The organism is Streptomyces sp. NPDC059851, from assembly GCF_042732005.1.
Classification (GTDB): Bacteria; Actinomycetota; Actinomycetes; order Streptomycetales; family Streptomycetaceae; genus Streptomyces.
Window position 1 is genome coordinate 1 of record NZ_JBHWJJ010000029.1, and the last position, 19,404, is coordinate 19,404.

Sequence of the window (19,404 nt, forward strand, 5' to 3'; positions counted from 1 at the left end):
CGGGTGCGGGGGTTCGCCGCCACGGGCTTCACCCACAACCCCCCCACCACAACCCACCGTTTGGTCGTGCTGCGCCCCTCACTGGTGCGGTGGGGGACGTCCGCTGTCCCCCTCCGCGCCACCCCCGCACCCTTCCTGACCGCGCAAAGGAGTTCGTCATGGCAGCAGCCCCCGTCGGCCTGGAACTGACTTTCCTCGGCCACCAGACCTGGCACATCACCGACGGCCTCTCCTCCGTCCTCCTCGACCCGATCCTCGCGCCCGCCTTCGGCGCCGGGAGCCTGGAGTTCGAGATCTGGCCGCCCCGCGCCGTGGACGCCCAGGGCATGCCCACCCCCAACGCGGTGATCCTCAGCCACGAGCACCTGGACCACTTCCACCTCCCCTCGCTCGACCTCCTCGCCCGCACGGTGCCCGTCTACACCGGCACCACCACCCCGGCCGCCGTCACCGACGCCATCGAAGCCCTGGGCTTCACCGTGCACCGCGTGGACCACACCCAGCCGCTGAACGTCGGAGACATCGAGATCACCCTCTACCCCGCCGGCGCCCGCACCCTCTTCTGGGAGAAGCGCGTCTCCCAGCCCCTGGTCCGCCTGTCCGGCACCACCGGCAACGACGTCTTCATCGGCGTCGACGCCGACGTCTCCGACCTCTACATCGAGCAGCTTGCCCAGGGCACCCTCACCCCGCCCCGGCTCGCCGTGGTCTCCAACAACGCCCAGACCGTCCCGTACGGAGCGCTCGGCGCGGACAACAACCTGCTGCCCGGCATGGACGGACCCCGCAACCGCACCACCGGCCTCCAGATCCTCAACGGCCTGCTCATCGACTACCTCAAACCCCTGGACGGCGTACGGGACGTCGCCCTGTGCGGCAACGGCTTCACCGCGCCCCGCAGCCCCCACGGCCCGTTCCTCTATGCCGACCACAAGGCCCTGGCCGCGACCGCGAACGAGCTCCAGCACCTCTTCCGCGTCCACGGCCCCCGCCCCGGCGACCGCCTCACCGTCCCGTCGGGCGACGGTCCTGTCACCACCTCCCGCGTCCCCTGGGTCACCCCCGACCCCGTGGCGGAGAAGTCCGCGCTCGCCGCACTCGCTGACTTCCTCGACTCCCCGCAGCGTGTCGAGCCCACCCCGGTCACCCCGGCCCTGGCCGAAGAGGAGTGGGAGAAGGCCGACGCCCTGGTGGCCGAGGAGCTGCCCCGGCTCGCCCGAGAGCTCATCGCCACCCGCACCGGCGCCCTGGCCACCAGCATCCACGACTACCTCGCCGGCCCCCTCGGAGCCCACCGCGCCGTCCTGCGCCTCCTCGACCCGCCAGGCCGCCCCGGCGAGATCGACTCCTACGCCTGGAACATCACCGGCCCCACCTGGGACAAGATCGCCACCACCAGCCGGGAAGAGGCCATGGCCGCCCACCCCTTCGGCATCGAGATCTACTTCCAGGACTTCGCCGCCGTCTTCCTCGGCCGCGCCCAGATCTGGGACGTCGTCGGAGGCTCGTACCAGGGCTGGCACATCGGCGAGAACCTCGACTCCCCGGTCTACGCCCTCTTCGCGATCTACGGCGAGCACCAGCGGCCCGACCTCGCCGCCCGCTGCTACGCCCACAGCCTGGCCACCCTGGGCATCCCCCAGGAGACCGCGGCATGACCACCGCCCCCGCCGGGCCGCTGGACGGCGCCGCCCGCACACGGCCCGACGGGTGGCTGGCCAACCCGCTCACCACCGACCCCGCCACAGCCGAGCGCCAGGCCTACGTGATCCTCGCTCGCCACCACGCGGGCGAGCCGGGACCGGTGCGCTGCCTGACCGCCCGCTACCGCACCGCCGTCTTCGCCCTCGGCGCCCCTCCCCGCCGGGTCCTGAAGCGCCACGCGGACGAGGCCGGCTACCTCGGCGAAGTCCTCGCATACGAACTCCTGGCCGACGAGAACGTCCTGCCGGACCTCCACCGCGCCTGTGACACCTCCCGCACGCTGCTGGTCGACCACCTCGACGAGGAGGTCACCCTCTCGGGCACCGACGCCTTCGACGAGCTGGTCCGCTCGGTCGCCCTCATCCACACCGCCTCCGCCCGCTGGCAGCCCGAGGTCGCCACAACCATGGCCCTCTGGCACATCACAGCCGCCCTGGAGGCCCCGTCCCCGGACTGGATCACCCGCCCCGACGACTGGCACCGACTCCTCCAGCTCGTCACCGATGCCCACGGACCCGACCACGTACCGCTCGGCCACCTGGACCTCAAGCCGGAACACGTCCGCCGCCGCGCTGACGGGCACCTCGCCCTCATCGACGCAGAAACTCTCCGCCCGGACATCACCGGCCTGCCCGACCTGATCACCCTCGCCCACATGGCTGACCAGCAAGGGCACCCGTCCCCGCGCTGGGTACGCCACGCCTACCTGCACCACGCACGCGAACTCGGCACACAGTGGAACGACCAGGAGCTCATACGCGCCCTGGCGGCGTTCGCCGCTGCCACCGGCCTCCGTTCCCTGCACGGCGCCCACGAGTGACCACCCCAGCGGTACCGTGCCACTTTCCCGACGCAAGGAGAATCCCAAGTGCGTGGTATCCGCACCGTCATGGTCTTCGTCGACGACCCCGAAGCCGCCGCCCGCTGGTGGGGCGAGATCTTCGAAACCGAGGTCAAGCTCGACATCAACGGCACCGCCGTCTACGCCTGGCTCGACCTCGACGGACTCGAGTTCGGCTTCCACCAGGCATCCCCCAAAGCCAACGCCCACGGACGAAGCACCGTCCCGTACTGGTCCGTCGAGGACCTCGACACCGAACGCAAGCGCCTCCTGAAAGCGGGCTGCACCCACCACCGCGGCCCCCTCGACGTGGAGCCCGGCCGGCGCATCTGCCAGCTCATCGACCCGTTCGGCACCGTCTTCGGACTCGACGGGCCCTGAACCCTCGGAGCCCACCCATGCGCCACTGGCCCCTCACCGCCCTACAGCTCACCACCGCCGACCTCGTCCTGCGACTCCCCTCGGACGACGATCTCGATGCGCTCGCCCAGGTGGCCGCCGACGGGGTCGTCCCCGACGGCGCCGTGTACTTCCCGCAGCCCTGGGCCTCCGCCCCGCCAGCCGAGCGGGCCAAGAACGTCGTACAGAACCACTGGTGGGCGCGAGGCGACTGGACCCGCGAGAACTGGCGCCTGCTCCTGGCCGTCTTCCACGACGGCCAGGTCATCGGCCAGCAGAACCTCTCCGCACACGACTTCGCCATCACCGGCGAGGCCCGGACCGGCTTCTGGCTCGGCCGCCGCTTCCAAGGCCAGGGCTACGGCACCCAGATGCGCGCCGCAGCCCTGGCCCTCGCCTTCGACGGCCTCGGCGCCGCCCGCGTCACCTCCACCGCCTTCGCCGACAACGCCGCCTCCCGGGCGGTCTCCCGAAAGTTCGGCTACCGCCCAAACGGCGTCCACCGAATCTCCGTCGACGGCCGCCCCTACGACGCCCACGAGGAGGCCATAGAGGCGGCCGACTGGCAGGGTTGCGCGAGCGTGGTGCCTGTCGGAATAGCCGGGCTGCCTGACTGCATCACGCTCTTCCACTGACTGGCGCGCTGGGCGTCGATACGATCTTCCGGCCCATCCCGGCCCCCCGGAGGAGTAGACGTGACGCAGCAAAGCGCTGAGGAGCGACCGGGCATCGCCGCGGCCATCGTGGTGCACGAAGGCCGCGTGCTGATGGTCCGGCGGCGGGTCAGCGAGGGCCAGCTCTCCTGGCAGTTCCCGGCCGGCGAGGTCGAGCCCAACGAAGCCCTCGAGGACGCCGCCGTACGGGAGACCCAGGAGGAGACGGGGCTTGCCGTGAAGGCGGTGAAGCTGCTCGGCGAGCGGATCCACCCGGCCACCGGCCGTCGGATGTCGTATACCGCCTGCGAGGTGGTCGGCGGTAGTGCGCACGTGGCGGACACCGACGAGCTCGTCGAGCTGGCGTGGGTCGCCCATCCAGAGATCTCGCGGTATATCCCCTACGGCCTGTTCGAGCCGGTGCAGGAACACCTCGACTCGGCGTTGAACCGCTGAAGGGGCCTGTCGACGCACAACACCTCTGGGGGCCGACGCGTCTCGGAGTTGGCCCCCAGAATGCTCATGGGGCTGGGAGTAGGAAGTGCCCGATCGAGTCGTGAGGTCGTGGACGGTAGTCCAGTTCTCGGCGATGAGCTGGAGGGCCTGCACGCGCGGAGGATGGCGTCATGCCGGTGGTGCGGTGCTCCTCAGCGCGCTGAGCCGCCTGGTCCCAGGTGTCGGCAGGTCCCGGGGCTCGTCTGTCAGGCGTCCCGTCGCTCCTCGTGCCGGGCCAGCTGCGCTCGCAGCCGTTCCGCCTCGGCCTCGGCCTGGCGAAGTCGGCGCTCCAAGACAGCGCGAGCCGGCGGCGGGTTTTCGGGCTTGGGCGCCTCATTGCGTGGAATGAGCCAGCCCACGTGCTGATACGCGACAATCGCGCGAGCGTGGGGACAGGTATGGCAACACCGTTCCGGCATTGGACGCGGCCAGCCTGCCGCCAGCATCCGGCGGGTGTGTTCACGTTCGGCTTCAGGTTGAAGCATCGGGTCTGAGGCCCAGGCCTGCTCGAATTCCTCGATCATCTGTTTCACCCTTGTGGCCTCGGCCAAGCGCGGCCCGTCATCGGGTTTCCAGTCGAGGGTTGGCGCTACGACCTCTTCGACGTGTCCGCAGGCCAGCGTTACCTTCCAGAAGGCCGACGTGTGTGCTTCATGATGGCGGATCACGGCCCACACGTCGGCTTCGGCCCATTCGGGTGGCTCCACCGGATCGGCGGGAAAGCTCACCTCTCGCCGTTCTCCCCACTCAATGATGTCGCGGTAGGGGGCATCGACGGAATCGTCGTGCCGGCAGTACACCTGTCCCTGCGGCAATGCTTCACCCTCCCCAAGGCCCCGCCACTGCCTCTCGCTCGGCGGGGTGCGGTCGTCCGGTGTCAGCAGCTCCTTGATGCAAGCGCAATCCAGCTGGACCCGCCATCGGTAGTACCGGTCCGGGTCCGGCGCGAGGAACGGCCACAGGACCGCAGGAATCCCCCTGCGGCGATCAGAGTTGAATTCCTCGTACTCGCGCAGGACGTCCATGCGCCGCTTTGCCCGGCCGGGAAGCCGGCGCGCTACAGCGGGTGGGCGCACACCTGCGGCAGGGTCGGTCACGTTCGAGTCCTCTCGCCCAGCGAAACACTGCTGCCGACGCTAGAAACTCTGAGGTCGAAACGCTGCCGAAATAGCGATCGCTTCGCCTGAACGAAGGAGACGAGGCTGTCGCTGCCCTCGTCGTCCCGTGCATGACCGCACCCGCGTCGCTGGCGAGGACGGCCGAGCGCGGCCTCAACGACGTCACGCTCCACGTGACAGAGGCCGTCACGACGCACCGACAAGCCCCCTGCGCCAGCAACGTGCGCGACTGTCGGTGGCTGTGCTTCCGTGATCAGCACCAGGGGCTGATGCTGACCGTTTGCTGACCAGAGCCCCGCCATCACGCCGCTGACCTGCGAAAACGTTCAGATGTCAGATGTAGGACTTGAACATGGTGCGCAGCAATTTGAGCTCCTAGAAAACGGCTCCCTGCCAGCTTTCTGCAGGTCAAGGGCGTTCTGCACTCTACACCGGTAGGCGTCGGGTCGGAGATCCAAAGGAAAATCCACTGCCTCGGACGAGAAGGCTCCTGGCCTGCACTTCCGCGGGCACCAGGCCGTCGTGACGCTGCCGGACCGGGCTTCGCGTCGGCCAGACTCTCCGGAACGTGGGGGACTGATGCTGACCAGATGCTGACTTATCTGACGGCAGGTCACTCAGACGTGTCGATCCCCCAGCTGCCGACCGCCAGGGCCTGCAGGACCGGTCCCTGTGCCTGCCTCCCCCTCAACCCGTACGAACGTCCCTGGCGTCTTCGCCGCCGGCGACGTCGTCGACCACACCCACCGCCAAAGCCATCACCGCAGCCGGTTCGGGCTGCGCAGCGGCCCTGGACGCCGAGCGCTGTCTCGACGCCATGAGCGACAGCAGCACGGACGCCGGCATGGCGCAGGTCAACGCCTGACTGGCTGGCCCCCGTACCAGGGTGGGGCCGACGCCGACGATGTGCGCGCTTACGCCCTTCATGCGCCCCTGCTCCCCCACGTAGCTTGCGACGTTGGCCTGTAACACCCGTACGAACGTAGGGGGAAGCAGCTTGAAGCGAGCAGACGTGCTGAGGGATCTCGCGCAGCCGTGGAACGTGGCCGTTCACTCGACATCGGACCTCGCGGGCAGCGATGCCAAGGCTGCGACCGCGGACGACAAGGCCAAGCGGGAGAAGAACCAGGCCCCTCTGCGCCGCAAACCAGAGCTTCGGCCGCTGCCCGTGAAGTCACTCGGTCTGTCGCTCCAACTGACTCCATGGGACGTACTCCACGCTCTGGGCCGGGCCAACGTCCTTGCTCGCCAAGGCGCAGGGCGAGGACTTGCCGAGCACTGGGCCAGTCTGAAGTACTGCCAGGCCCTCACCGGCAACGACGGTCGCTACATGGCACTGTCCACCGAGGGCCGTAACCCCAGGCGCCACTACGCAGCCACACAGTCGGGCGAGCTCGGCATCGGTTTCGCCCGGGCCCTCGCCCGGCGCGTACTCGCCGCTCAGTACCCGGGCCACTCGGTCTCGGTCATCGACGCCGAGATAGCCATGCGAGCCGGCTGGGAGCTGACCGGCAGGGAGGCCGGACGCAGCAGTGCCCCGCGCCGGCCGGGGTTCTTCCTGGAAGTATGGAAGCCGGGCGAGCCGTCGCGCGTCATCCCGGTCACCTGCAAGGGCACGCACGGCAACGCCGCCCAGGTCCACAAGCAACTGGCCACCGCCTCCGCCGACGTGGAAGGCATCCACATCGGCGCGTACAACGAGACACCGGCCTTCGTCTTCGGCACCACGCTCCCCAAGAAGAGCGAGAGCATCACCCTCTACCTGCTCCACACCCCAGGCGACGGCACCTTGGCGGATGCGAAGGACCTCCATCTCGACCCTTCCGTCGAGGACCGCAGCATCCGGCCCGGCATCGACGCCCCGACCGAACCGAACGAGGAACCACCGGTCGGCTACCACGTGCGTCCCGAGGAGTGCGGCTGGTTCGGCCGGGTCCTCGCCCAGGCGGATGCCGCCAGCCTGATGGCCTTCACCGGAGGTGGCGAACCCACCGCCCGCTACCTCACCAAGCGCCAGGGCAAAGGCCACTTCGAGACGTTCACCCACGCCGGCACCGGCATCGTCCAAGACGTCACCCACACCATCCACGGCAGGAAGTTCGTGGGCACCGATCATGTCTTCCGCCTCAACGGCGTCCGGGTAGAGGCCTTCTCCGGTCTGGCGGAGAACCTCTTCGACCACCTCCGGGACGGCAGGGTCGACCAGTACCGCCACGAGGCCCACGCCCTCCGCGACTCCTGGCCCACCGACCCCTGGGACGCCAAGTGGCGCGGTCCCGTCTCTCTCCACCCCGACGGCACCGTCATGGCCCTCCTGCGCGACCACAAGCTCTTCGAGACCGCTGCGGCCCGCGCAGGCGCGACAGCGATATGACCCGACCACAGTGGGTCACTACCGCCGCTTGACAACACCATTGGGGAATCAGTGGCCACGCTGAAAACGCTCACTGGATACCGCGGTGTAGGTGCGGTTGCGGGAGCCCCATGCCACCGGACTGGTATCCACCGGGGCGCCCGGCGGCTGCGAACTGCGCGCCTCGGGTGCCTTCTTCGGGTGGGTCTCGCACCCCTTCACGCCCTCCGACGAGCGGTACCTGCGGTTCAGCGTCGCCGCACTGGAGGACGCCAACTGGCGAACCGGGCGCACGATTACGGGGCCTTCGGGGAGGCGCGCGGGAGCGCATGACCCTGCGGCCGACAGTGTCCTCGCCCCCGGGAAGAGAAGGGGCCCGGCCCTCCCGAGTGGTCTCGGGAGGGCCGGGCCGTGTCATGCGCGGCCGATCGCCGCCGTTCTCACCAAGGGCTCCGCACCCTGACGCCGAGGGCCCGGACGCGGTCCTGGGCCTGCGGGTCGAGCTTCAGCAGCAGGTCCTCGCCGACGACTCCGTCGCGCCGCCAGATGGTGCAGAGGGTCTCCAGACCCGCTTCGGCGACCTCCGGCTCCGCGTCGGCCGAGGTCTGCACCAGGGCTTCGACGACCGGCCTGCCCTGCAGTCCCGCGACCGCCCGTGCCATCCGGGCCCGCTGCTCCGCAGGGACGGCCGGGTCGGCGAGCGAGCGCAGCACGTCCGCCGTGTCGCGGGCGTCCTGGCAGGGCAGCACCCACACCAGGTACACGAGCTGCGCGCCGAGCACGATCAGGTACTGCAGTGGCACGAGCAGGGCCACGGGCAGCAGCAGGACCAGAGGCAGCACGATCAGCCAGCCGCCCCGGATCCGCGAAGGACCGCCGGTCGGCGGCTCGAACCGCCGACCGGCCAGCAGGACGAGTACGACCATGGTCACGACCGTCAGGAGCGGCACCACGATCAGCCCCACTCCCAGCCCCGCGCCGAACGACGCCCAGAAGGGATCACCGCCCAGAACGGGCAGCACCAGGGCCGCGGCCACCCAGCCGAGAGCGGCGGTCATGACGTAGCGCTGTAGGCAGACCCACAGCCATCTTCCCGTACTCATAGCAGCTTCCTCAGCGCTCGCCCAGCACTTCGACGGGCTTGCCGGCCTCGGCCGCGGCTTTGAGTGCCTTCTCGCTCTCGCTCGCCGGCGCCTGGACCGTCGCGGCAGCGGCAGCCGTCGGCGCGTACCCGGGCGAGACACCCACGACGACTACCGCGCCCAGGGCGGTCGCTACGGCACGCCAAAGCCGCCGACCCCTGATTGCAGACATGATCCCCCATCACCCGCATGGCGCAGGTATCCCCGCTGCCACGCCAACCCGTGATCCAGATATTCAAGGCGTAAACGTAGGTGGCACTTCAACAGTGAGACAAGGAAATTCAGTTGGCGCATCTCAGACTGACGGGAACCCACCAGGTCGCAAACGGGACAGAGGGCGGCACGCCTTGCGATACTGAATGCCGGAATCGGCCAAATGGGCATCACGCCCTCCGTTTATCCGTGACAGTAAGTCAGGAAAGTCTGGCTCGAATTTCGGCGGAATATGGACAGAGCCCTGAGCCGGAGTCGAGTCCGTATCCAATCGGACCCGAGCGGTCCGGGTATGGGGCACGACCCCATCGGCCCGGAGGCAGGCCACGGTGCCCCAGGGGATCGGGGGCGTCGCCTCCTCCACCCTCACGGTGGAGACCCGACCGCGGTGCCATCACCCCAAACAGCGTTCTCCCAGCTCAGCCCTTCCCTCCAGACGAGCTACACCCTTCGGAGGTCGCCGCTGGCACTTGCGCTCGACAGGCAGGTTCCCGGGATGAACGCGAGCTGCGCGCCAGCTCAGGAACCCAAACGGAGCGGCGGAGACCTGCCGGCCCGTCCCAGGTGCCTCACCGACGACAGCGACGCCGCTCCCCACGCCCCTTGCCCCATCTCCGACCAAGCCGCCCCGAAGAAGCCGTCCCTGTGTCGACCTGGTTCACGCCGTGACACCGGCCTGCTTGGGCGGTGGAAGCTCGCGCGTCGTGGCTGAAGTCCGAGGGAAGCACCCAAAACGTGGCCGGCGGACCAAGGTCTCAAGCCAGGCGCCCTACCACCCGTACACCAAGACCCTGCTGTGACCAGCAGGGCAAGGGCCAAGTCTCCGGTGCAGGGCGGGAGGCCACCGACATTCACCCACTGCCGTCACCGAGGTCAGCAACGGCGGGACATGATCGGGACCGATGCTGACCATCTGCTGACCTGGACCCCGACAGAACGGCTATGACCTGCGGAAACGTCCAGATATCAGATGTAGGACTTGAACATGGTGCGCAGCAATTTGAGCTCCTAGAAAACGGCTCCCTGCCAGCTTTCTGCAGGTCAAGGGCGTTCTGCACTCTACACCGGTAGGCGTCGGGTCGGAGATCCAAAGGAAAATCCACTGCCTCGGACGAGAAGGCTCCTGGCCTGCACTTCCGCGGGCACCAGGCTGTTGTGACCCTGCCGACCAGCGTCACATCGAACACCCGCTTCGGAATGTGGGGGACCGATGCTGACCAAATGCCGACTTGCCTGACGGCACGTCACGCAGGTTGGGAGGGCTAAGGCCGACTCGCTTCCCCCGGGGGCACCGCAGACTTGCCCACTGGCCCACCGTGATCAAGCAAGCGGTCATCGCAAGGCCGGTCGCACCCTCGGCGTCCGCATTGCCGGCAAGGGAAGTTTCGCCGCATGCTTCGGGTCCGATTTGGGGAAACGGACGGATTTGTGGATGCGCTCGTGGAACACCTTGTAAGCGGATGCCAACCAAGCGGTGAAATCCATATGGCTCAGGGTGATGCGGGCGGCCGCTGCAGATCGACCGGCGGCGCCGGTCGAACAGCGCGTGACCGAGCCGGGGCACCGACGCCGCGCAGATCTCCCAGTAAGGCCCGAGGACGGCCTCCACCTGCGTCTCCCGGCGCTCCCGCCGGGACGGGTCGGCCAGCGGCCGACCGGGCGCGACGGTGACAGCGCCGGGGTCGAGCTGCAACGGGGGCAGCCGCCTCTGTGCCGGGGAGCCGACGGACCTGAGGACGCCGCTGCCCAACTCCGCGAAAGTGCTGGGGCGGCCAGTAGTCCCCCACCAACGGCCGAAGAGCGTCTGGTCGCCGATCCCCACCGCGTGGAGCCGGATCCCGAGCTCCGTGTGGAGTTCCTCCATCGTCGACACCGGGTCTTCCGGACCCACGACCGACTCGCCGCTGCGGTCCTCGCTCATCGGCGCCCAGTGCGCGCCGTCGCTCACGAGGACGATGAGCTTGTCGTCGTCGGGGACGCCGTGCCGGTGGAGCAGCTCCCCAGCCCGGTGCAGGGCCTTTCCGATGGCGGCGGGCTGGTCACCGTGTTCGAGCGGGGTTACGGCACCCCGTAACTGCTCCGGGCTCCGGTCGCCGGGAGCGGTCGTCACCTCGGCCGTGCCGTCCCGGCCGGGGAAAGGCACCGCAGTTCGTCGGCGATGGCATGGCCGATCGAGTCGGTCACCGGGTCGGGTTGCCACGCCCACTGTCCGTTGGGGTTGCACTCCAGGAAGTACCAGTCGCCGGCGGGCGTGACGGCGAAGTCGAAGGCGCCGAAGACCAGCCGGAAGGTGTTGAGGTACGCGGACACCGAGCGCGCGATCCGGGCGGGGACGGCGATCTGCGTGCACTCCATGAGGGACTGCCGTTGCCGCCAGTCCAGGTCCGGACTGTCGATGCGGACCGCGAACACCCGGCTGCCGACAGCTGTGAGTCGTACGTCGAACGCCTTCTCCACCTTGGCCTGGAACAGATGCGGGCAGACGGCCACGGCGGGCGTGATCTCGTGCGGGCGCACTTCGCGAACCCAAACCTGTTGCGCCCTGCCGTCGATCGCATAGGGCGTGTTCCACAACGGCTTGTAGACCACGGCACCGGAGTGCTGGGCGGCGAACTCGCGGGCATGTTCATGGTCGTTGGTGATCAGCGTGGACGGGACGGACAGGCCGCTGCGCTGTGCGGTGGCCAGCTGGGCCGGCTTGTACTCGGCCGCCCGGTTGCTCCACGGGTGGTTGACGTAGTGGGCTCCGGGAAGCGACGCCAGGATGCCGCCGACGCCCCACAGGGATTGAGAGGCGGCGAACCGGCGCTCTTGGCCGCCCAGTTCGGGCGGACCCTCGTAGGGGGAGGGCCGGCGCGTCCAGACGGAGCGCACCTCGGTGAGGTCGAGCTCGCGGGTCGGCGTCCGCAAGGTACCGCGTTGATCACCGGTGCGGTACGTGGCGGTGAGCGCGGCACCTGTGTGCAGGTCTGTGCCGGGGTCGAGACGGACCACCGGGACCTGGTGTTCCGCGAGGATGCGCAGGACCACGTCAGCGGTCACGTCGTGGAGGCTGGTCAGTACCAGTACCGGCCCGGTCGGGCGTGTCGTCATCAGTCGTGGTCGGAGTCCGACGAATCGTCCGAGTCATAGCTGTCGGCGCAGCTGGTACTCGTGGAGCTCGACGTGCCGCTGCCGGTCTGGTGGTGGAGCTCGACCGCCTGGCCGTGTTCGTCGATCACGACGGCGATCTGGGTCTCCGGGTCGATCACCGCGGTGAGCAGGGGAACCGGCCGCGTCTCGGCATACGGTGCCATGCGGGTGATGCCCCAGGGTGCTCCGGCGTCTCGCGTTGTCATCGTTCGTCTCCTTCGCTTTCGACTGTTCGGGGGGCTCGCTTCCTCCGCGGGGGAGGTCTCCGGGTTCGTGCTCACTCTCGGCGCATGAAGTCGATCTCGACCGACGCGAGGAACGGCTGCACGCTGACGCACTCCCAGCCGATCGGCTCCACGGCCGCGATGATCTTGTCGATCTCCTTGCGGATCGCCTTCATGGACACCCTGGCGCGGATGTCGATGTCGAACCCGGCGACGAAATGCGCGTCGCCTCTCCCATAGGCGGTTCTGGCGTCCGAAACGAGTTTCTGCATACGCCAGGCATGTAACAGCCCCATGTGGGTCCTCTTCGTTGTGGATGCAGGCGCGGCTCACACCGGTGAGCGATGGGTCCATGCTGGCAAGGGGCGTTGAAATGCGGATGAAATCCCGGTTCATCGGCCGGATGCGGCGGCGGTGCGGCAGGGGGATGCGGAACAGCCGTCCGTGACGGACGCGGGCTTACGCGAGTTCACCGGATGCGGTGCGGGAACGGGCGACGGCCCGTTCGAACCGGTCTCGCGCCTGGACGAGGTCTTCCGTCGCGGCCTGGTGCCAGCCCAACCGGTTGCGGATCTCGGCCTTCAGCCCGGCGCCGGGCCGTCCGCCGACCGCCGCGTGTGCCTCGGCGTGGGAGCGGGCCGCTCCGGCCGGGTTGCCCAGGCACTCCTCTGCGGCGGCGAGTCTGCCGAGGACCGCCGCGAAGAGGGGGGTGTCCCCCACGCGCTCGGCGAGATCGGCTGCCCTGGTCAGCGCGTCGGCGGCCTGCACGTGGTGCCCGCGGTCCAGCTGGAGCGTCCCCATGCGGAAGAGCGTCTTGCTCAGGATCCGGGGCCTGCCGATCCTCTCGGCGAGACCGACCGCTGCCGCGTAGCACTCGTGCGCCTTGTCGGTCTCTCCCACCTGATGGTGGACGGCGCCCACATTGGCCAGGTACATCACGGCGAGCCAGTCGTCCTCCACCGCCCGGGACAGGTCAGCGGACTCGGCCAGGAGCGCAATGGCCTCGGCCGGCTCCCCTGCCGCGTTCGCGAAGATGCCGAGGGAACCCAGAGCCCGTGCCTGCTCGAGGACGTCTCCGGTGCGGCGGCTGATCCGAAGCGCTTCGCCCAGCCAGCGGCGCGCCTGCCCGTAGTGCCCCTGCAGCCCGTACGCGATGCCCATGCAGGTGCGCAGTTGGGAGACCATGCGCTGGTCGGTGAGCTGCTCCGTGAGCGGCAGCACGAGCTCGACGGCGGCCCGGCACTCGTGGTACCGGCCCTGCCGGGTGAAGTAGTCGCACAATCCCTCGGCGAGCCGGCCAGCGTCGTCCACGTGGCCCACGGCCGCCGCCCGGGCGACCACGTCGACCAGTTCGCCGCCCGCCGCATCCAGCCATGCCGTCGCCTCCTCCCCGTGGGCGAAGGGCGCCGTATCGGCACTCGGGCCGGTGGGGAACGCGACGGGACCCCAGTCGCTCGCACGTCGGGCGGCGGCCACGTAGAGCCGGAAGACCCCGGCCCGCGCCGCGGCGACTTCTGCGGGGTGCTCGGCGGCGACGCGCCGGGCGTAGACCGCGACCAGGTCGTGCAGGCGGTAGCGTCCCGTGACGGCCTCCTGGACGAGACTCGCCTCGACCAGGCTCTCCAGGACGCGCTCGGCGGCGGACGGGGTGAGGCCGAGCAGGGCGGCCGGGGTCAGCCGGTCGAAACTCACGGTGGGCGAGAGGCCCAGTACGCGAAACGCCCGACGCTGCGCGTCGGGAAGCTGATCGTAGGAGACCTGGAAGGCCGCCTCCACACTGCGGTCCTCGACCGCGAGTTCGGCGAGACGGTGCTCGTCGTCGGCCAGCCGGACCACCATGCGCTCCAGCGCCCACAGCGGGCGGCCCTGCATCCGAGCGCCGACGACCCGCAGAGCCAGCGGCAGCCGGTCGCACAGGCGGGCCAGTTCGCGCACCGCGGCACGCTCCGGATCGGCCCCCGTGCCGCTGACGACACCGGTCAGCAAGGCCTCCGCCTCGTCCGTCTCCAGCGGCGCCAGCGAAATCCTGCGATCGACGTCGAGCCCGGGCAGCCGCCGGCGGCTGGTCACCAGCACGAGGCTGCCCGGACCGGCGGGCAGCAGTGGGCGCACCTGTTGCGCGGCGCGCGCGTCATCGACCACCACGATGAGCCGGAGGAAGGCGGTGGCCGCTCTCCAGGACGCCGCCAGGCCCTCGACGTCCCCCGAAGGAGCGTCGTCGAGTTCCGTGAGGTCGCCGACCGCCCGCAGCAATCGGCGCAGCACGCGCTCCGGCACGGCTGTTTCCCGTCCCGGCCGGTGACCGTTGAGGTCGACGAACAAGCAGCCGTCCGGGAAACGGTCGCGTACCGCCCGCGCGGCGCGCACCACGAGTGCGGTCTTGCCGACTCCGGCCATGCCGTCCACCGCACGGACTGTCACCGCCTGCTCGTCCATCGGCGCGAGGAGCGCGTCCAGCTCGTGGTTGCGTCCGGTGAAACCGCTGACGTCGACCGGTAGTTCGTCCCGCAGGCGCCGCCGGGGGCGCGCGGCCGGCGGCCGCCGGTCCGTCGATCGACTTGCTGGCGGGGGTGCGCCGACGAGGAGAACTTCATCAGCGCGCAGCACTGCCTCGTGCACCCGCCGCAGTTCACCGCCCGGCTCCGCTCCCTGTTCCTCCACCAGACGGCGGCGCACCTTGGCGAAGACGGACAGCGCATCGGCTTGCCGGTTGGCGGCATAGAGGGCGCGCATCAACAGGGCGGCCACGGACTCGTTGTGGGGGTGCGTCGCGGACAGAGCGAAGAGCTCGGCGACGACCTCGGCGTGCCGGCCCAGCCGCAGCTGGCACTCCACCTTGTCCCGCACCAGCACGAGCCTGTACTCCGACAGCCGTAAACGCTCCGCCTCGGCGAACGGCCCGGGGAGCGCCGACAGGGGTTCACCGTGGAACAGATTCAAAGCGGCGGACCACGCACTCACCGCGGCGGCCAGATCACCGGAATCCCGCGCGCTGTGGGCCTTATCGACGATCTCCCTCAGTCGGGCCACGTCTGTCCGGACGCTTCGCGCATCCAAGCGGTAACCACCCCGGTCGGTCACGATCACGGACCCGGAGGTACTTCCTGTTTCCGGGGCCAGACGCCGGCGCAGCTGGTGCACGTAGACCGGGATGACCTTGGCACCGGTGCCCGGCGGCTCCGAGCCCCATACACCGTCGAGCAGCTGCTGCCGGCTGACGGTGGTGCCCAGCCGCAGCAGCAGCGCCGCCAGCAAGGCCTGTTGGCGCACCGGACCGAGGTCCAGCCGCACGTCGCCGCGCCAGGCCCGGAGCGGACCGAGCACGGCGAACCGGAGCGGACTGCCGTGCGTCGACGAGTCCCCGTTGGATGGCACGCTGGGGAGTATAGGGCCGCGTTCCCCCGCTCACAGGGGCCGGACTTCATGCGGCAGCCGTCGATGGCGTCGGGCGCGACGACCGAACCGCCGCGGCGGCACCGCGTCCTCTGAACGGCCAGGTGACCGTCGGCCAACTCGGCGCGGGGGCACGGGCGATCCAGCCCCCCAACCGCTCTTCGGGGCCAACGGCTCCGGTTCCACGTGCGGCGGGTCGAGGCGTTCCTGGCTCCCTCCCCGCAGGGCCGTCCGAACCGGACCGACGGCGCCTGCTAGAATGCTTGCGGTTTCCGGAATCCCCTCCCGCGGTCCGTTCTTCGTCGGCCGCTTCGAGGAGCAGGGTGAGCGGCCATCGGACCGGCCGCGTTCCGTCTCGAAGAACCGGCTTCCCGCTCCGCCCCATCGCCTCACACCTTCGCGTATCGCTCAACACCCTTCGTATGTGGTGCGGTGCGCACACATCGCCATGCCATGTGACACCCCATCAGTGCCTGCGCTGATGGGGTGTCACTCGTTTCACCGCGAAAGGAAGCGCCGCAACCCCATGACCTCCCTCCCCCAGAAAGACGTCGGCGACCCGACGCCCGAAGCGCCGCAGGTACCGCTGCGCCGTGTTCGCGGGTTCCGCTGGTTCTGGCTGTCACGCGTGGTCTCCGGGCTGGGGTCCGCCGTCACCACGGTGGCCCTGCCGGTGCTGACCTTCCAGGAGACCGGCTCACCGCTGATGGTGTCCCTGGTGGCGGCCGCCGCGACCCTGCCCTACGTGGTCTTCGGGCTGATCGCCGGCACCGTCGCGGACCGAATGGACCGCCGCCGCCTGATGATCGTCACCGAGTGGCTCAACGCCGCCTGCATCGCCTCCGTCCCCCTCGCCTCCGCACTGGGCTTCCTGACCGGCGGGCAGGTCCTCTTCGTGGCCCTCGCCTCGGCCAGCCTCACCCTCTTCTTCGAGGCGGGCGTCTACGGCTTCGTCCCCGACGTCGTCGGCAAGGACAAGCTGACCGAAGCCAACAGCGCGGTCTACGGCGCACAGACGGTCGTGCGCATCGCCGGGAACGCGTTGGCAGGCGGCCTGATCGTCGTCTTCCGCCCTGCCGGCACACTGGCGCTCGACGCCCTGTCCTTCGCCGTGTCCGCCCTGCTCCTCAGAGCCGTCGCACGCACCGTCACCCCGCCGGAGAAGCCGGCGGCGGCGGCGAAGCGGCCCGGGTTCGGGCAGTCCGTCCGCGAGGGTCTGCGCTTCCTCCACCACCACCCGACGCTGCGGCTCATGACCGTGGTCGGCACCCTGCAGTCGTTCTCCGGCGGCGCCATCATCGGGCAGCTCGTCGTCTTCGCCGACCGGGTGCTGGGCGTCCACGGATCCGACGGACGGATCGGTCTGTTGTACATGGCGTGGAGCGCCGGAGGCATCGGCGGGTCGTTCCTGCTGCCCCGGCTGCGACGCCGCTTCGAGGCCGTCCCCCTTCTTCTGGGGGTGCTCCCGCTAGGAGCGCTGTTGGGCCTGGTGGTCGTCCTCACCTCCGACTGGCGGATCGCGCTGGTCGCGCTGACCGCGTGGGGATCGGCCTATCTCGTCGTGCTGGTGAACACGATGACGTACTCCCAGGAGGTGACGCCGTCCGAGCTGCAGGGCCGGGTCAACACGACGCGCCGGACGCTCTCCTCGGGCCTGGGCGTGCCGCTCGGCGCCCTGGTGGCGAGCACGCTCACGGTGCAGGTCGACATCCGGGCCGGGATGTCCGCGGCCGTCGTCTCGCTCGCGCTGGCGGCCGTGCTGGTCTGGGGTGTTCAAGCGCGCCGGTGGCTGCGGCCGGGAGAAGGGGGGTAGTGCGGAGATGGTGGTCCGCGTGCACGACCACACGCGCTGTCCCCCGCCCACGCCGGCCGCCTCCAACCGCCTGCCACGCCGTCAGCGCCGCCAGGGGGACGGCGGCACCCCGGGGACCTTCCGTTCGGTTGAATGGACGCCGTGACACATACTCTGCGTTTCACCGACGGGGACCTGCGCCGGCTGGCGGGGGCCCGCTCCTTCGAGCGGGGGCTCGGCTATCTGCCCGCGGTCTCACGGCTGGACATCGAGGACGACGCGATCACCGCCACGGTCGACGGCAGCGACACCTACGCAGTGGAACTGACCGCCGACGAGGACGGCGGGCTCTCCGGATGGTGCGACTGCCCGTACGGTCAAGAGGGCAACTTCTGCAAGCACTGCGTGGCGGTCGGCCTGACCGTGCTGGAGCGGGCCGAGTCCGTACCGCAGCAGCGGTCGGCCGCCGCTGCGCGCACCCGGACCGTGGACGCCTGGCTGGAGTCCCGCACCCGCGAGGAACTGCTCGCCCTGGTGCGGGAGCAGCTCGCCGACGACCGTGGCCTGCGGCGGCGCCTGAAGCTGCGCGCGGCCGCCGCCGGCGAGGACACCGGCCTCATCCGGAAGCGCGTCCTGAGCCTCCTCGACGTACGCCCCTTCGCCCGTTACGGGTTCGTGGAGCGCGCCGACGCCTGCGCCTACGGCAGGCAGGCGGAAGAGGCCGTCAGTGCGCTGCGAGCGCTGACGGCGAGCGGTCGGCCGACGGTCGCGGTGGAAGTGGCCCGAGAGGCCCTGCTGGTACTGGGGCACGCGTACGGCGAGATCGACGACTCGGACGGTCTGATCGGGGAGGCCGCCGCCGGGCTGGCCGAGGCCCATCTCGCATCCTGCCGGGCCGCCCGGCCCGACCCGGTGGAGACCGCCGAGTGGCTGGTGCCGTACCTCCTCACCGACGGGAACCTCGCCGCCGACATCGACCTCTTCGACTACCGGGAGGTGCTCGGTGCCCCCGGCTTGGCCCGGGCACACGCGTTGGTGGTGGCCGCATGGCGTGCCAATCCGAAGGGGTGGACGGAGAAGTACCTGCTGGAGCGCGTCCTGAAGGCCGCCGGCAACGACGTGGACGCACTGGTCGAGGTCCGTGCGGCAGACCTCGCCCCCAACGGCCACACCCACCTGGTGATCGCCAGGGAACTCGAGGCAGCGGGCCGTGCGGGCGAGGCCCTTGACTGGGCGGAACGCGGCCTTCGGGAGACGACGTGCGAGGGGGGACCCGACCGCGATCTGGTCGCCTTCGTCTGCGAGCGCCATGAGCGGGCCGGCCGCCTGTCCGACGTGGTCGGGGTGCGCCGGAACCTGCTGCTCTCCCGCCCCTCGCTGGCCGCCTACCAGGACCTGCGTACGGCGGCGCGGGCGGCCGGAACCTGGGAGGGCGCGGAGCGCGAGGGCGCCCTGGGTGCGCTGGGGGCAGCCGGCGAGCTCCGAAAGGGCCGCGGGTACGACGGCTCCCCGCTGGTGGACGCGCTCATCGACGACGGCGACCTCCAGGCCGCCTGGCAGGCCGCCACCGACGGATACGCCGACCGGCGGCAGTGGCTGGCCCTCGCGGACCGGATCCGCGACCGGCAACCGGCCGACGCCCTGACCGTCTACCTCCGCTGGATCGAGCCACTGCGCGGGCAGACCGGTGACCGCGCGTACGAACGCCTCACGGAGCTCCTGCTCAGCGCCCGGGCCTGCCATCGCACGCTGGGAACCGGACCCGAGTTCGACGCCTACCTGTCCGCCCTGCGGGCCGAGCAGAAGCGCAAGCGCAAGCTGATGGCCCTTCTCGACCGGCACGGGCTCTGATCGTCCCGCCCGCCGTGCCCCCGGCACCGGGGGGCTCTGCCCGCTCGCTTGCAGGTCAACGGCGCCGCTCGGGGGCCTGCGACGGTCAGCACGT

15 protein-coding genes and 1 pseudogene are annotated in these 19,404 nt (G+C 70.2%); 9 read left to right on the forward strand and 7 right to left on the reverse strand.

All coding sequences use genetic code 11. The features are described 5' to 3' along the window. The first annotated feature begins 158 nt into the window (after positions 1 to 158). Genes ACFV7Q_RS13070 through ACFV7Q_RS13090 form a run of 5 tightly spaced genes read left to right on the forward strand, consistent with a single transcriptional unit; the run spans position 159 to position 4,053 of the window. Positions 159 to 1,658, forward strand: coding sequence for an MBL fold metallo-hydrolase (locus tag ACFV7Q_RS13070; RefSeq protein WP_385427625.1), 1,500 nt, complete (start codon positions 159 to 161; stop codon positions 1,656 to 1,658). Beyond that, complete coding sequence (locus ACFV7Q_RS13075; RefSeq protein ID WP_385427628.1) at positions 1,655 to 2,524, forward strand: hypothetical protein; 870 nt, start codon at positions 1,655 to 1,657, stop codon at positions 2,522 to 2,524. The genes ACFV7Q_RS13070 and ACFV7Q_RS13075 overlap by 4 nt, the downstream gene beginning before the upstream one ends. A 48-nt stretch (positions 2,525 to 2,572) precedes the next feature. Next, the gene (locus ACFV7Q_RS13080) at positions 2,573 to 2,926 is read left to right on the forward strand and encodes a VOC family protein (RefSeq protein WP_385427630.1); all 354 of its coding nucleotides are present in this window, start codon (positions 2,573 to 2,575) and stop codon (positions 2,924 to 2,926) included. Positions 2,927 to 2,943: 17 nt separating this feature from the next. Continuing rightward, on the forward strand, positions 2,944 to 3,579 hold the full coding sequence (locus tag ACFV7Q_RS13085; RefSeq protein WP_385427633.1) for a GNAT family N-acetyltransferase: 636 nt from the start codon (positions 2,944 to 2,946) through the stop codon (positions 3,577 to 3,579). A gap of 60 nt (positions 3,580 to 3,639) precedes the next feature. Beyond that, a complete protein-coding gene (locus ACFV7Q_RS13090; protein ID WP_385427636.1) occupies positions 3,640 to 4,053 on the forward strand; it encodes an NUDIX hydrolase in 414 nt (137 codons plus the stop codon). Positions 4,054 to 4,298: 245 nt separating this feature from the next. On the opposite strand, the gene ACFV7Q_RS13095 is transcribed toward ACFV7Q_RS13090, so the two are convergent. Continuing rightward, the gene (locus ACFV7Q_RS13095; RefSeq protein WP_385427638.1) at positions 4,299 to 5,189 is read right to left on the reverse strand and encodes a hypothetical protein; all 891 of its coding nucleotides are present in this window, start codon (positions 5,187 to 5,189) and stop codon (positions 4,299 to 4,301) included. 702 nt (positions 5,190 to 5,891) lie between these two features. Here ACFV7Q_RS13095 and ACFV7Q_RS13100 point away from each other — a divergent pair. Then, positions 5,892 to 6,075: pseudogene (locus ACFV7Q_RS13100) on the forward strand (thioredoxin-disulfide reductase); the annotation flags it as partial. Positions 6,076 to 6,207: 132 nt separating this feature from the next. Then, the gene (locus ACFV7Q_RS13105; protein WP_385427641.1) at positions 6,208 to 7,584 is read left to right on the forward strand and encodes a hypothetical protein; all 1,377 of its coding nucleotides are present in this window, start codon (positions 6,208 to 6,210) and stop codon (positions 7,582 to 7,584) included. 419 nt (positions 7,585 to 8,003) lie between these two features. Here ACFV7Q_RS13105 and ACFV7Q_RS13110 read toward each other — a convergent pair whose 3' ends face one another. The 6 genes from ACFV7Q_RS13110 to ACFV7Q_RS13135 form a co-directional block, all read right to left on the reverse strand. Further along, positions 8,004 to 8,666 carry a hypothetical protein gene (locus ACFV7Q_RS13110; RefSeq protein WP_385427644.1) on the reverse strand — a complete coding sequence of 221 codons (663 nt, stop codon included), beginning with the start codon at positions 8,664 to 8,666 and terminating at the stop codon, positions 8,004 to 8,006. A 10-nt stretch (positions 8,667 to 8,676) separates the two neighbouring features. Further along, positions 8,677 to 8,811 carry a hypothetical protein gene (locus ACFV7Q_RS13115; protein WP_385427646.1) on the reverse strand — a complete coding sequence of 45 codons (135 nt, stop codon included), beginning with the start codon at positions 8,809 to 8,811 and terminating at the stop codon, positions 8,677 to 8,679. 2,213 nt (positions 8,812 to 11,024) lie between these two features. Further along, the gene (tgmB, locus tag ACFV7Q_RS13120) at positions 11,025 to 12,011 is read right to left on the reverse strand and encodes an ATP-grasp ribosomal peptide maturase (protein WP_385427649.1); all 987 of its coding nucleotides are present in this window, start codon (positions 12,009 to 12,011) and stop codon (positions 11,025 to 11,027) included. Continuing rightward, positions 12,011 to 12,256 carry a putative ATP-grasp-modified RiPP gene (gene tgmA / locus ACFV7Q_RS13125; protein ID WP_385427652.1) on the reverse strand — a complete coding sequence of 82 codons (246 nt, stop codon included), beginning with the start codon at positions 12,254 to 12,256 and terminating at the stop codon, positions 12,011 to 12,013. The genes tgmB and tgmA overlap by 1 nt, the downstream gene beginning before the upstream one ends. Before the next feature lie 71 nt (positions 12,257 to 12,327). Beyond that, positions 12,328 to 12,546 (reverse strand): hypothetical protein, encoded by a 219-nt coding sequence (locus tag ACFV7Q_RS13130; protein ID WP_385427655.1) that lies wholly within the window; start codon positions 12,544 to 12,546, stop codon positions 12,328 to 12,330. Positions 12,547 to 12,733: 187 nt separating this feature from the next. Further along, positions 12,734 to 15,649 carry a BTAD domain-containing putative transcriptional regulator gene (locus ACFV7Q_RS13135; protein ID WP_385427658.1) on the reverse strand — a complete coding sequence of 972 codons (2,916 nt, stop codon included), beginning with the start codon at positions 15,647 to 15,649 and terminating at the stop codon, positions 12,734 to 12,736. A gap of 544 nt (positions 15,650 to 16,193) precedes the next feature. On the opposite strand from ACFV7Q_RS13135, the gene ACFV7Q_RS13140 reads away from it, so the two are divergent. Together ACFV7Q_RS13140 and ACFV7Q_RS13145 are read left to right on the forward strand one after the other, a co-directional pair. Continuing rightward, positions 16,194 to 17,480, forward strand: a complete 1,287-nt coding sequence (locus tag ACFV7Q_RS13140) for an MFS transporter (protein WP_385427660.1) — start codon at positions 16,194 to 16,196, stop codon at positions 17,478 to 17,480. A gap of 132 nt (positions 17,481 to 17,612) precedes the next feature. Beyond that, entirely contained in the window at positions 17,613 to 19,310 is a 1,698-nt protein-coding gene (locus ACFV7Q_RS13145) for an SWIM zinc finger domain-containing protein (RefSeq protein ID WP_385427663.1), read from the forward strand. The last annotated feature ends 94 nt before the right edge of the window (positions 19,311 to 19,404 follow it).

What these genes read in the sequence shown, in the direction of transcription:
- ACFV7Q_RS13085 (WP_385427633.1), top strand. Translation starts at nt 2,944, where the DNA reads ATGCGCCACTGGCCCCTCACCGCCCTACAGCTCACCACCGCCGACCTC.
- ACFV7Q_RS13140 (WP_385427660.1), top strand. Translation starts at nt 16,194, where the DNA reads ATGACCTCCCTCCCCCAGAAAGACGTCGGCGACCCGACGCCCGAAGCG.
- ACFV7Q_RS13070 (WP_385427625.1), top strand. Translation starts at nt 159, where the DNA reads ATGGCAGCAGCCCCCGTCGGCCTGGAACTGACTTTCCTCGGCCACCAG.
- tgmB (WP_385427649.1), bottom strand. Translation starts at nt 12,011, where the DNA reads ATGACGACACGCCCGACCGGGCCGGTACTGGTACTGACCAGCCTCCAC.
- ACFV7Q_RS13145 (WP_385427663.1), top strand. Translation starts at nt 17,613, where the DNA reads ATGGACGCCGTGACACATACTCTGCGTTTCACCGACGGGGACCTGCGC.
- ACFV7Q_RS13130 (WP_385427655.1), bottom strand. Translation starts at nt 12,546, where the DNA reads ATGCAGAAACTCGTTTCGGACGCCAGAACCGCCTATGGGAGAGGCGAC.
- ACFV7Q_RS13110 (WP_385427644.1), bottom strand. Translation starts at nt 8,666, where the DNA reads ATGAGTACGGGAAGATGGCTGTGGGTCTGCCTACAGCGCTACGTCATG.
- tgmA (WP_385427652.1), bottom strand. Translation starts at nt 12,256, where the DNA reads ATGACAACGCGAGACGCCGGAGCACCCTGGGGCATCACCCGCATGGCA.
- ACFV7Q_RS13075 (WP_385427628.1), top strand. Translation starts at nt 1,655, where the DNA reads ATGACCACCGCCCCCGCCGGGCCGCTGGACGGCGCCGCCCGCACACGG.